This is a genomic window from Mycobacterium sp. smrl_JER01, assembly GCF_048513595.2.
Classification (GTDB): Bacteria; Actinomycetota; Actinomycetes; order Mycobacteriales; family Mycobacteriaceae; genus Mycobacterium.
This window is the reverse complement of the sequence record NZ_JBLXXK020000001.1, coordinates 5,602,388-5,615,123: the sequence shown is the minus strand read 5'-3', so window position 1 is coordinate 5,615,123 and position 12,736 is coordinate 5,602,388. Positions and strand designations below refer to the sequence as shown.

Genomic DNA, 12,736 nt, shown 5'->3' with positions numbered 1-12,736 from the left:
TTAATCCCTGGCCGGCGCCCCTGGCTAGGCTTCTGGGATGCGTGTGGGGATGCGTGCCTTCGGCGTCGTGGTGCTGTGGGGAGTGATGTTGCTGGCTGTCGCCGGAGCCGGTGCCGCGCAACCGCCCGGCCCGGTGCTGATCCCGGAGACGCCGCCGGGTACACCCACGGCGATGTTCGTCGACGACCCGGCGATCGTGAACTCCTATCCGACGCGGCCGCAGGCGTGGAGCCGAACGCTCGACGAGCGCGTGCTGCGGTTGCACTTCACCACCGGCACGCCCGAGTGCTACGGCGTCACCGCCACCGTCGACGAGCGCGACGACGAGGTGCTCGTCGACCTGCGTACCGGGACGTTGCCGCAGGCCGTCGACCGCGCCTGCATCGCGATCGCCCTGTTCGGCGCCGTCGATGTACCGCTGCAGCAGCCGCTCGGGCAGCGCCGGGTGCTGAGCCTGACGTAGCAGGCCCTCGACAAGCGCGGGTAGAACGTGTTCTATTTTTCGGTGTGACGGGCAGCACTTTCACGCGAGACGAGTTGGTCGAGGCGTTCGCGGAGTTCGAGAAGACGGTCGACCGTGCCGCACAGACCCGGGACTGGGATCCCTGGGTCGACCAGTACACCGACGACGTGCTCTACATCGAACACGCGGCCGGCACCATGCGTGGCCGCGAAGAGGTTCGGCCCTGGATCTGGCGCACGATGGAGACGTTCCCGGGCAGCTATATGACGTCGTTCCCGTCGCGCTGGAGCGTGGTCGACGAACCGACCGGGCGGGTGATCTGCGAGCTGGACAATCCGATGCGCGACCCCGGCGACGGCACCGTCATCAGCGCCACCAACATCTCGATCGTGACCTATGCCGGCGACGGCAGGTGGTGCCGTCAGGAGGACATCTACAACCCGTTGCGGTTCGTCTCCGCGACGGCGAAGTGGTGCGCGAAGGCACAGGAACTGGGCACGCTGCCCGATGTCGCGGCAGAGTGGATGGCCAAATACGGGCGGCAGCCGCGGTGACCGAACCCCATCCCGCCGGGTCCCGGGGCCCGGCACTGGTCATCGGCGCCAACGGCTATCTGGGCAGCCACGTCACCCGCCAACTCGTCGAGGCCGGTGGCCAGGTGCGGGTGATGGTGCGCGACGGCGCCCACACCACCGGCATCGACGATCTGGACGTGACGCGTTTCGTCGGCGACATCTTCAGCGACGATGTGCTGCGCGCAGCCATGACGGGGTGCGAGGTCGTGTATTACTGCGTCGTCGACACCCGCGGCTGGTTGCGGGACCCGGCGCCGCTGTTCCGGACCAATGTCGAGGGCACCCGCAACGTCCTCGACATCGCGGTCGAACCGGAGGTGGCTGCAACACTGCGGAAGTTCGTCTTCACCAGCAGCTACGTCACCGTGGGGCGGAGACGCGGGCGGGTTGCCTCCGAGCAGGACGTGATCTCCGATCGCGGGCTGACCCCCTACGTCCGTTCCCGGGTTCAGGCCGAGAACCTCGTCCTGGCCTATGCGCGCGAGCGCGGACTGCCGGCCGTGGCGATGTGTGTGTCGACCACCTACGGGGCCGGGGACTGGGGTCGTACCCCGCACGGCGCGATCATCGCCGGCGCCGCGTACGGAAAGCTGCCCTTCGTGTTGAGCGGGATCGAACTGGAAGCCGTCGGTGTCGACGACGCCGCTCGGGCGCTGGTGCTGGCCGCCGAGCGGGGACGGATCGGCGAGCGTTATCTGATCTCGGAGAAGATGATCGCCAACGCCGAGGTGGTGCGGATCGCGGCCGAGGCGGCCGGTGTGCCCGCACCGAGTCGAGCGGTCCCGCTCCCGCTGTCGTACGCGATGGCCGCGCTGGGCAGCCTCAAAGCGCGGCTGCAGGGAACCGACGAGCGGCTGTCGCTGGATTCGCTGCGGCTGATGCGGGCCGAAGCGCCGGTGGACTGCAGCAAGGCCAGGCGCGAACTCGGGTGGCAACCGCGTCCGGTCGAGGAGTCCATCCGCGAAGCGGCGAAGTTCTGGGTGGGCCTGCGAAACGCCAGGCGGGCCCGCACGGTCGACGGCTGAGACGCGACCCGGCGCGCGAGCGTCCTCGTGCACTCCGGCATCGCCCTCGCGCCGACGGCTGCGATAATTCAGACGACTGCGACAATTCAACGGTGCTCACTCGCCCGCCCGTGAACGGCCACGTGTCCCACTGGTTCGACCGGCTTCCCATCAGCCGGGCGCCACTGCCGGGGAGCCGGGAGGCCGATGTCTGCATCGTCGGCGCAGGCTACACCGGGCTGTGGACGGCCTATTACCTCAAGCGTGCCGACCCGTCCCTGCGCATCGTGGTGCTGGAGGCCCGGTTCGCCGGTTTCGGTGCCTCGGGCCGCAACGGCGGCTGGCTGTCCGGGCTGGTTCCCGGCGATCGAGAGCGGATGGCGCGGCAGTACGGACGCGACGCGGTGATCGCCTGGCAGCGGGCGCTCAACGACGCGGTCGACGAGGTGATCGAGGTCGCCGACCGCGAGGGTATCGACGCGGGCATCGTCAAAGGTGGCACGCTGGAGGTGGCGCGCAATGCCGCACAGGCGTCCCGACTGGCCGCCGCCATCCAGGCAGAGCGGCGCTGGCAGGTGGACGGTATCGAAGCGCTGAGCGCAGCCGAAGCGGCGCAACGCATCCGGTTCGACGGTGTCACCGCGGCCTATCACAACCCGCACTGCGCACGGATCCAGCCGGCACATCTGGTGCGCGGGCTGGCCGATGCGGCCGAGCGGCTCGGTGTCGTCATCTACGAACGGTCCCCGGTCACCGAGATAGGTCCGGGACGGGCCGCGACCGCATGGGGGACGGTGACCGCGGACGTCGTGCTGCGGGCCACCGAGGGTTTCACCGCGGGGCTGCCCGGTTTGAAGCGGCGCTGGCTGCCGATGAACAGTTCGATGATCGCGACCGAACCCCTATCTGCAGAGCTGTGGGAGACCATCGGGTGGCAGGGCAGGGAGACGGTAGGCGACAGCGCTCACGGCTTCTTCTACGCCCAGCGCACGGTCGACGACCGGATCGCGATCGGCGGACGTAGCGTGCCCTACCGGTTCGGGTCGCGCACCGACCGGGACGGTCGGGTGCCCGAACGCACCATCAAGCACCTCAGTGCGACCCTGCGGGCGATCCTGCCCCAGGTGTCGCGGGTCCCGGTGGCACACGGGTGGTGTGGTGTGCTGGCCGTCCCCCGCGACTGGGAGGCCGGCGTGGACTTCGACAGCCGGAGCGGGCTCGGCTGGGCGGGCGGCTACGTCGGGCACGGTGTCACCGCGACCAATCTGGCGGCGCGCACACTGACCGACCTCGTCATGGGAAACGACTCGCCGCTGACCGGGCTGCCCTGGGTCGGCCACCGCTCCAAGAAGTGGGAGCCCGAGCCGCTGCGGTGGCTGGGGGTCCGGGGCATGTACCTGGCCTACCAGGCCGCCGACTGGCACGAGGCGCGGGGCGCCCGACGCACGTCACCGATCGCGGTCGTCGCCGACAAAATCGCCGGCCGGCCGCACTAGGCCCGTTACAAGATCCGCCGGCAGGCGTTCAATGGGTCTATGACCGAGCGACCCGTCCTGGAACCCACCGCAGCACACCCGATCACCATCGTCCCGACCGGTCGGCACGTCGTCGTCACAGTCAACGGTGACGTCGTCGCCGAGACGGATGCGGCGCTGACCCTGCAGGAGGCGTCTTACCCTGCGGTGCAGTACATTCCGATCGGCGACGTGCAGGGCGACCGGCTCTCGCCCAGTGCCACCGCGACGTACTGCCCCTTCAAGGGCGACGCCGAGTACTTCGACATCACCGCGGGCGGGGACACGATCGCGGACGCCATCTGGACGTACCGGAATCCGTACCCGGCGGTGGCGCAGATCGCCGGACATGTCGCGTTCTACGCCGACAAGGCCGATGTCAGCGTGGCCCCCTAGGCTGTGGCGATGCGCAGTTCGGCCAGCGTGGTGTTCGCCGGCCTGGCAAGTCCCGGCTGGACGCTGTCCCCGCTTCGCCGGGGACGGGCAGATCCCTGCCACCACGACGCCGCCGACGGCGCGATCTGGCGGACCAGTCTGATGCCCAGCGGTGCCGTCACGGCCCGGATCAGCCTCAGCAGCCGCAGCACCGTGGACTGCGAAGCGTGGGGGCCGGGTGCGGCCGAGTTCACCGACGCACTGCCCGCGATGCTGGGCGCCGACGACGACGCCTCCGGCTTCGATCCGCAGGAGCCGACGGTTGCCCGCGCGCTGCGCGCGGCGCCGCAGCTGCGGCTGGGGCGCACCGGTCGGGTCCTGGAGGCGCTGATCCCCGCGGTTCTCGAACAACGCGTGGTCGGCAAGGACGCGTTCGCCGCGTGGCGCCGACTGGTGACGCGCTACGGTGCCCCGGCTCCCGGGCCGGCCCCGACCCATATGCGGGTACCGCCGACGGCGCAGGCCTGGCGGCGGGTGCCCTCCTGGGAATTTCACCTGGCCAACGTCGACCCGGGACGGGCGCGCACGGTCGTCGGTTGCGCCCAGCGCGCCGACGCGCTGGAACGGCTCGTCGACCGGTCCGCCGAAGCGGCCCGGGCCGCGATGATGTCACTGCCCGGGGTCGGGATCTGGACAGCCGCCGAGACCGCGCAGCGCGCGTTCGGTGATGCCGATGCGCTCTCGGTCGGGGACTACCACCTAGCCAAGGTGGTCGGCTGGACCCTGCTCGGGCACCCCATCGACGATGCGCAGATGGTCGAGCTCCTGGAACCGCTGCGGCCGCACCGCCACCGGGCGGTGCGGCTGCTGGAGGTCAGCGGTCTGGCATACCAACCCCGCTTCGGACCCCGTCTGCCGATACCGCGGCTGGCCGATCTGTGACCTCCGCGTCACCGGTGATTACCTGCCCACACACCCGGGTACACGGGGCGGGACAGTCGATCGTGCGAAGGAGCAAGCAATGACTGCGTTCACCGTTCCCGGCCTGTCCGACAAGCAGGGGGCCGAAGTCGCCGAGCTGCTGCAGAAAGCGCTCAGCAGGTACAACGACCTGCACCTCACCCTCAAGCATGTGCACTGGAATGTGGTGGGGCCCAACTTCATCGGTGTTCACGAGATGATCGACCCACAGGTCGACCTGGTTCGTGGCTACGCCGACGAGGTGGCCGAGCGCATCGCGGCACTCGGCACTTCACCGCTGGGCACCCCGGGGGCCATCATCAACGATCGCACCTGGGACGACTACTCGGTGGCCCGCGACACCGTCCAGGCCCACCTGGCGGCCCTGGACCTCGTCTACACCGGCGTCATCGAGGACACCCGCAAGAGCATCGAGCGGCTCGAGGAACTCGACCTGGTCTCCCAGGACATGCTCATCTCGCATGCCGGTGAGCTGGAGAAGTTCCAGTGGTTTGTCCGGGCCCATCTGGAGAACTCGGGCGGTCAGTTGGTCACCGAGGGCGCTTCCACCGAGAAGGCCGCCGCCTCGAAGGCCAAGCAGAACTCGTAACGCCCCGACGGCCGCCGAGGAGCACGTCGCCCCACACCGGGTGGGCGGCGGGTTCCTCGGCGGTTTTGTCAAAGATGGTGCCGCACAGCGGCCGTGGCCGCGTCCCGCCGGTGTGGGCCAGGTCGGCCGAGTTTGCCGGCCTGCGGCAGATCCCGGTCTGCCGCCCTCGGCCCGTCGGCGGCGGATTCCTAAGAATCCAGATAGTCTTTGCGCAAAGTTCAGCTGGCTTGTCACCGCAGTACAGAGATTCCCGTGGGCGGTCACAGCAAACTGCTCTCGATGAAGCCGAAGAGATGTGACCTAGCGCTCATCTGCCGCAAGGGGCCGAGATGCTGGTGAAAGCGATACCGCCCCAACGTTATTCACCTGTGATCTGTCGGCGGCGGGGCATTTGCGCCCGAAAAGCCGGCGAACCAAGTTAGGCTGGGCTAAGTTGGCATGTCAGGGGCCTTTTGTCATATCGTTTTCACCACTTGAGGCGAATGGAAAAAGGCCCGTCGTTCAGTGCTGCACGAACGTGCCTCCATCGCCGAACCGGCCAACGTTCTCGTCCACGGTTGCCATCCGTAACTCTCGCCGAGACGTGTGCATCAAAAGGTAGGTGGGAATGGCTCCCAGTCGTCAAGGGCTGTACAACCCGGCGTTCGAACACGACGCGTGCGGTGTGGCGATGGTGGCCGATATGCACGGCAGACGCAGCCGCGACATCGTCGAAAAGGCGATCACGGCGCTGCTGAACCTGGAACACCGCGGAGCCCAGGGCGCCGAACCGAACACCGGTGACGGTGCGGGCATCCTGTTGCAGGTCCCTGACGAGTATCTCCGCGCCGTGGTGGACTTCGATCTTCCCGAGCCCGGCAGCTACGCGACGGGCATCGCTTTCCTGCCCCAGTCGTCCAAGGACGCCGCACTGGCCTGTGCGTCGGTGGAGAAGATCGCCGAGGCTGAGGGCCTGCAGGTGCTGGGTTGGCGCGAGGTGCCGACCGACGACTCGTCACTGGGGGCCTTGGCCCGCGACGCGATGCCGACCTTCCGTCAGGTGTTTCTGGGCCTGGGCGAGCGCAGCGACGGGACGGGCCTGGGCGAGCGGAGCGACGGGAGGGGCCTGGGCGAGCGGAGCGACGGGACGGGCCTGGGCGAGCGGAGCATGGAGCTCGAGCGTCGTGCCTACGTCGTGCGCAAGCGGGCCGAACACGAACTCGGCACCAAAGGCCCCGGTCAGGACGGACCGGGTCGGGAGACCGTCTACTTTCCGAGCCTGTCCGGCCAGACGCTGGTCTACAAGGGCATGCTCACCACGCCGCAGCTCAAAGCGTTCTACCTCGATCTGCAGGACGAGCGGCTGACCAGCGCGCTGGGCATCGTGCACTCGCGCTTCTCGACCAACACGTTCCCGTCCTGGCCGCTGGCGCACCCGTTCCGCCGGGTCGCCCACAACGGTGAGATCAACACCGTCACCGGCAACGAGAATTGGATGCGGGCCCGGGAAGCGCTGATCAGGACCGAGGTCTTCGGTGCCGGTCAGGATCTCGACAAGATCGCACCGGTCTGCACCCCGGGTGCGTCCGACACCGCGCGCTTCGACGAGGTGCTGGAGCTGTTGCATCTGGGTGGGCGCAGCCTGCCGCACGCCGTGCTGATGATGATCCCGGAGGCGTGGGAGCGGCACGAGTCGATGGACCCGGCCCGCCGGGCGTTTTACCAGTACCACGCGTCTCTGATGGAGCCGTGGGACGGACCGGCAGCGGTGTGCTTCACCGACGGAACCGTGATCGGCGCCGTGCTGGACCGCAACGGTCTGCGCCCGTCACGGATCTGGGTGACCGACGACGGCCTGGTCGTGATGGCGTCGGAGGCCGGTGTCCTCGACCTCGACCAGAGCAAGGTCGTCAAGAAGATGCGGCTGCAGCCGGGCCGGATGTTCCTCGTCGACACCGCGCAGGGGCGCATCGTCTCCGACGAGGAGATCAAGGCCGAACTGGCCGCCGAGCAGCCTTATCAGGAGTGGCTCGACGCGGGGTTGTTCCAGCTCGACGAGCTGCCTCCCGGTGACTACGTGCGGATGCCGCACCACCGCGTGGTTCTGCGGCAGCAGATCTTCGGCTACACCTACGAAGAGCTCAACCTGCTGGTGGCGCCCATGGCACGCACCGGAGCCGAGGCGCTGGGGTCGATGGGCACCGACACCCCCATCGCGGTCCTCTCGGCCCGCCCCCGCATGCTCTACGACTACTTCCAGCAGCTCTTCGCCCAGGTGACCAACCCGCCGTTGGACGCCATCCGTGAAGAGGTGGTCACCAGCCTCAGCGGCACGGTCGGACCGGAAGGCGACCTGCTCAACCCGACCGCGGATTCATGTCGCCAGATCGCGCTGTCCAACCCGATCCTGCGTAACGCCGAGCTGTCCAAGCTCATGTGCGTCGACCCCGACCATGAGATCCGCGGCCACAAGCACGGATTGCGGGCGGCGGTCATCCGCTGTCTGTATCCGGTCAACCGAGGCGGCCAGGGGCTCAAGGAGGCGCTGGACAATGTGCGCGCCAAGGTGTCGTCCGCGATCCGTGACGGCGCCCGCATCATCGTGCTGTCCGACCGCGAGTCCGACGAGTCGATGGCGCCGATCCCGTCGCTGCTGAGCGTCTCGGCGGTCCATCACCACCTGGTCCGGGACCGCACGCGTACCCAGGTCGGTCTCGTCGTCGAAGCCGGTGATGCCCGCGAGGTGCACCACATGGCGGCGCTGGTCGGTTTCGGTGCCGCGGCGATCAATCCGTACATGGCGTTCGAGTCGATCGAGGACATGGTCGACCGGGGTGTCATCACCGGGATCAGTAGCGACCAGGCCAAGGCCAACTACGTCAAGGCGGCCGGCAAGGGCGTGCTGAAGGTGATGTCGAAGATGGGCATCTCGACGTTGGCCTCCTACACCGGCGCGCAACTCTTCCAGGCGATCGGGATCAGCCAGAAGGTGCTCGACGAGTACTTCACCGGGCTGTCCTGCCCGGTGGGTGGTATCGATCTCGACGACATCGCCGACGACGTCGCCGCCCGGCACGCACTGGCCTATCTGGACCGACCCGACGAGTGGGCGCACCGCGAACTCGAGGTCGGCGGGGAGTACCAGTGGCGCCGCGAGGGCGAATACCACCTGTTCAATCCGGACACCGTCTTCAAGCTGCAGCACTCGACCCGCACCGGTCAGTTTTCGGTGTTCAAGGAGTACACCAAGCTGGTCGACGACCAGAGCGAGCGGATGGCGTCGCTGCGCGGACTGCTGAAGTTCCGGACCGGCGACCGCCCGCCGGTTCCCCTCGACGAGGTCGAACCGGCCAGCGAGATCGTCAAACGTTTCTCCACCGGTGCCATGAGCTACGGCTCGATCTCCGCCGAAGCCCACGAGACCCTCGCCATCGCGATGAACCGCCTTGGCGGCAGGTCGAACTCGGGCGAAGGCGGCGAGTCGGTGGCTCGTTTCGATCGTGACGAGAACGGCGATTGGCGCCGCAGCGCGATCAAACAGGTCGCCTCGGGCCGATTCGGCGTGACCAGCCACTATCTGACCAACTGCACCGACATCCAGATCAAGATGGCCCAGGGCGCCAAGCCTGGCGAGGGTGGGCAGCTACCCGGGCACAAGGTGTACCCGTGGGTGGCCGAGGTGCGGCACTCGACGCCCGGCGTCGGGCTGATCTCGCCGCCGCCGCACCACGACATCTATTCCATCGAGGATCTGGCGCAGCTGATCCATGACCTGAAGAACGCCAACCCGCAAGCTCGAGTGCACGTGAAGCTGGTGTCCGAGAACGGGGTCGGCACGGTCGCGGCAGGTGTATCCAAGGCCCACGCCGACGTCGTCTTGATCTCGGGTCACGACGGCGGCACCGGCGCGACACCACTGACCTCGATGAAGCACGCTGGGGCGCCGTGGGAGCTGGGCCTGGCCGAGACCCAGCAGACGTTGCTGCTCAACGGCCTTCGGGACCGCATCGTGGTGCAGGTCGACGGCCAGCTCAAGACCGGTCGCGACGTGGTGGTCGCCGCGTTGTTGGGCGCCGAGGAGTTCGGCTTCGCGACGGCGCCGCTGGTGGTCACCGGCTGCATCATGATGCGGGTGTGCCACCTCGACACCTGCCCGGTCGGTGTGGCGACCCAGAACCCGGAGCTGCGCCGGCGATTCAACGGCAAGCCCGAGTTCGTGGAGAACTTCTTCCTCTTCATCGCCGAGGAAGTGCGGGAACTCATGGCGCAACTGGGGTTCCGCACCGTCAACGAGATGGTGGGGCAGGTCGGGGCGCTCGACACCGCCCAGGCTGCCAAGCACTGGAAGGCGCACAAGCTGGACCTGTCCCCGGTGTTGCACGAACCGGAGTCGGCGTTCATGAACCAGGACCTGTACTGCAGTTCGCGGCAGGACCACGGTTTGGACAAGGCGCTCGACCAGCAGCTCATCGTGCAGTGCCGGGAGGCCCTCGATGCCGGCTCGCCGGTCCGGTTCTCCACGACCATCGCCAACGTGAATCGCACAGTCGGTACCATGCTCGGTCACGAGGTTACCAAAGCCTATGGTGGACAGGGTCTTCCGGACGGCACCATCGACATCACCTTTGAGGGCTCGGCGGGCAACAGCTTCGGCGCCTTTGTGCCCCAGGGCATCACGCTGCGGGTGTACGGCGACGCCAACGACTACGTCGGCAAGGGCCTGTCCGGTGGCCGGATCGTGGTGCGTCCGTCCGAGAGTGCGCCGCCGGACTATGCGGCGGAGGACAACATCATCGCCGGCAATGTGGTGCTGTTCGGCGCCACCAGTGGGCAGATGTTCCTGCGCGGCCAGGTCGGCGAACGGTTCGCCGTTCGCAACTCCGGTGCGCACGCGGTCGTGGAGGGGGTTGGTGATCACGGCTGCGAGTACATGACCGGTGGCCGGGTGGTGATCCTCGGTCCGACCGGACGGAACTTCGCCGCGGGCATGTCGGGCGGCATGGGCTATGTGTACGACCCCGACGGCACGCTCGCCGACAATCTCAACACCGAGATGGTGGAGTTGGAGGGCTTGGACGACGACGACGTCGAGTTCCTGCGCGACATGATCCAGGCCCATGTGGATGCCACCGATTCAGCGGTGGGACAACGGATTCTGGGTGATTGGGACGGTGAGTTGAGCAACTTCACGAAGGTGATGCCGCGCGATTACAAGCGGGTGCTGCAGGCGATCGCGGAGGCCGAGCAGAGCGGCGCCGACGAGAACGGTGTGGCCGAGGCGATCATGGCGGCCGCAAATGGCTGATCCGCGCGGTTTCTTGAAGTACACCCATCGGGAGACGCCGCAGCGTCGGCCCGTCGACCTTCGGCTGAAGGACTGGAAAGAGGTCTACGAGGACTTCTCCCACGAGACCCTCCAGGCGCAGGCCAGCCGGTGTATGGACTGCGGTATCCCGTTCTGCCACAACGGTTGTCCACTGGGGAATCTGATCCCCGAATGGAACGACCTGGTTCGCACCGGCCGGTGGCGGGATGCCATCGAGCGACTGCACGCCACCAACAACTTCCCGGAGTTCACCGGACGGCTGTGTCCGGCGCCGTGCGAGGGCTCCTGTGTGCTCGGGATCAACCAGGATCCCGTCACCATCAAGCAGGTCGAGGTCGAGATCATCGACAACGCTTTCGACGAAGGCTGGGTGGTTCCGCTGCCGCCGACGAAGTTGACCGGTAAGAAGGTCGCCGTCGTCGGGTCGGGACCCGCCGGACTGGCCGCGGCGCAGCAGCTGACGCGCGCCGGGCACTCGGTCACCGTGTTCGAGCGCGACGACCGCATCGGTGGTCTCCTGCGCTACGGCATCCCGGAATTCAAGATGGAGAAGCACCATATCGACCGGCGCCTGGACCAGATGCGCGCCGAGGGCACCGGGTTCCGCACCGGAGTCAATGTCGGTGTCGATATCACTGCCGCGCAACTGCGTTCAGAGTTCGACGCGGTGGTGCTCGCCGGCGGAGCCACCGCCCGCCGTGACCTTCCCATCCCGGGCCGGGAGCTCGACGGTATCCATCAGGCGATGGAATACCTGCCGTGGGCCAACCGGGTCCAGCTCGGCGACCCGGTGCTCGACGCCGACGGTGAACCTCCGATCACCGCCAAGGGCAAGAAGGTCATCATCATCGGTGGCGGTGACACCGGCGCGGACTGTCTGGGCACTTCGCACCGCCAGGGTGCTGTCGAGGTGCGCCAGTTCGAGATCATGCCCCGACCGCCGGAGACCCGCGCCGATTCGACGCCGTGGCCGACCTACCCGCTGATGTACCGGGTGACCTCCGCGCACGAAGAGGGTGGCGAGCGGGTGTACTCGGTCAACACCGAGGAGTTCATCGGCCAGGACGGCCGGGTGACCGGCCTGCGGGGCCACGAGGTCGTCATGAACGCCGGCAAGTTCGAGAAGGTCGACGGCACCGATTTCGAGATGGACGCCGATCTGGTGTTGCTGGCGATGGGCTTCACCGGTCCGGAGCGTGAGGGGCTACTGACCGACCTCGGGGTGGAGATCAACGAGCGCGGCAATGTCGCACGCGACAAGGCGTTCGCGACCACGGTGCCCGGTGTGTACGTGGCCGGTGACATGGGGCGCGGGCAGTCGTTGATCGTGTGGGCGATCGCCGAGGGGCGCGCCGCGGCCACCGCGGTGGACCGCTATCTCGTGGGTAGCTCGGCGTTGCCGGCACCGATCACGCCGACCGCGGCACCGCAACGGTAGTCGGGCGAGGGCCCTGGCCACGCCGGAGCGGCGCAAGATCGCAGTTCGGTATCGATTGCCTCTTTCGCGCTGAGGCGGTGGCACCCGCATCGTCACGAAACCAATCACGGTGCGGTCTCAATACGGTTGATTTCGGTCCCTCCTGCCACTCCAGTCACATCAGAAACATCCGATCATTTCTCCGGCGTGCCTCCTGCAGTTTGCCGGGGGGTAGGCGTCTAATGACTTGGTGAGGGGGCTGGGGTAAGGTGGCTCCCCGGTTCAGCTATTGCACACCGCAGGAGTAATCGCCATGTACCTCAACCCGATTACCCGGACACGGGTGGGTCGAATCGCCTGGACAGTGTTCCGTCACCCGGTCAAGAGCCGTGAGTTTCCCGCGAAGGCCGAGCGATTGATCACCGCCGACGAGCTTCTCCGCTACGGCGTCTAGCGAACTTCGGGACGCGGATCGCGCCGGTGCAGGCGGCCTGTCCCACCGGGTTTGCTTGA

At 67.6% G+C, this 12,736-nt stretch carries 9 protein-coding genes; all 9 read left to right on the top strand.

All coding sequences use genetic code 11. From position 1 onward, the window contains the following. Nucleotides 1-37 precede the first annotated feature (37 nt). The 9 genes from ACNUDN_RS26445 to ACNUDN_RS26405 all read left to right on the top strand — a co-directional run bounded on the left by ACNUDN_RS26445 (nt 38) and on the right by ACNUDN_RS26405 (nt 12,244). The gene (locus ACNUDN_RS26445; RefSeq protein WP_419124650.1) at nt 38-463 is read left to right on the top strand and encodes a hypothetical protein; all 426 of its coding nucleotides are present in this window, start codon (nt 38-40) and stop codon (nt 461-463) included. A gap of 44 nt (nt 464-507) precedes the next feature. After that, nucleotides 508-1,017, top strand: a complete 510-nt coding sequence (locus ACNUDN_RS26440; RefSeq protein WP_419124649.1) for a nuclear transport factor 2 family protein — start codon at nt 508-510, stop codon at nt 1,015-1,017. Further along, a complete protein-coding gene (locus ACNUDN_RS26435) occupies nt 1,014-2,063 on the top strand; it encodes an NAD-dependent epimerase/dehydratase family protein (protein ID WP_419124648.1) in 1,050 nt (349 codons plus the stop codon). The genes ACNUDN_RS26440 and ACNUDN_RS26435 overlap by 4 nt, the downstream gene beginning before the upstream one ends. A 92-nt stretch (nt 2,064-2,155) precedes the next feature. Then, nucleotides 2,156-3,538, top strand: a complete 1,383-nt coding sequence (locus ACNUDN_RS26430; RefSeq protein WP_419124647.1) for an NAD(P)/FAD-dependent oxidoreductase — start codon at nt 2,156-2,158, stop codon at nt 3,536-3,538. Nucleotides 3,539-3,577: 39 nt separating this feature from the next. Continuing rightward, nucleotides 3,578-3,952 carry a DUF427 domain-containing protein gene (locus ACNUDN_RS26425; RefSeq protein WP_419124646.1) on the top strand — a complete coding sequence of 125 codons (375 nt, stop codon included), beginning with the start codon at nt 3,578-3,580 and terminating at the stop codon, nt 3,950-3,952. A gap of 9 nt (nt 3,953-3,961) precedes the next feature. Beyond that, nucleotides 3,962-4,873 (top strand): DNA-3-methyladenine glycosylase family protein, encoded by a 912-nt coding sequence (locus ACNUDN_RS26420; protein WP_419124645.1) that lies wholly within the window; start codon nt 3,962-3,964, stop codon nt 4,871-4,873. Between the two features lie 79 nt (nt 4,874-4,952). Then, a complete protein-coding gene (locus ACNUDN_RS26415; RefSeq protein ID WP_419124644.1) occupies nt 4,953-5,501 on the top strand; it encodes a Dps family protein in 549 nt (182 codons plus the stop codon). Nucleotides 5,502-6,108: 607 nt separating this feature from the next. Beyond that, nucleotides 6,109-10,785 carry a glutamate synthase large subunit gene (gene gltB / locus ACNUDN_RS26410; protein ID WP_431960942.1) on the top strand — a complete coding sequence of 1,559 codons (4,677 nt, stop codon included), beginning with the start codon at nt 6,109-6,111 and terminating at the stop codon, nt 10,783-10,785. After that, nucleotides 10,778-12,244 (top strand): glutamate synthase subunit beta, encoded by a 1,467-nt coding sequence (locus ACNUDN_RS26405; protein WP_419124643.1) that lies wholly within the window; start codon nt 10,778-10,780, stop codon nt 12,242-12,244. Before gltB ends, ACNUDN_RS26405 begins: the two co-directional genes overlap by 8 nt. Nucleotides 12,245-12,736 lie beyond the last annotated feature (492 nt).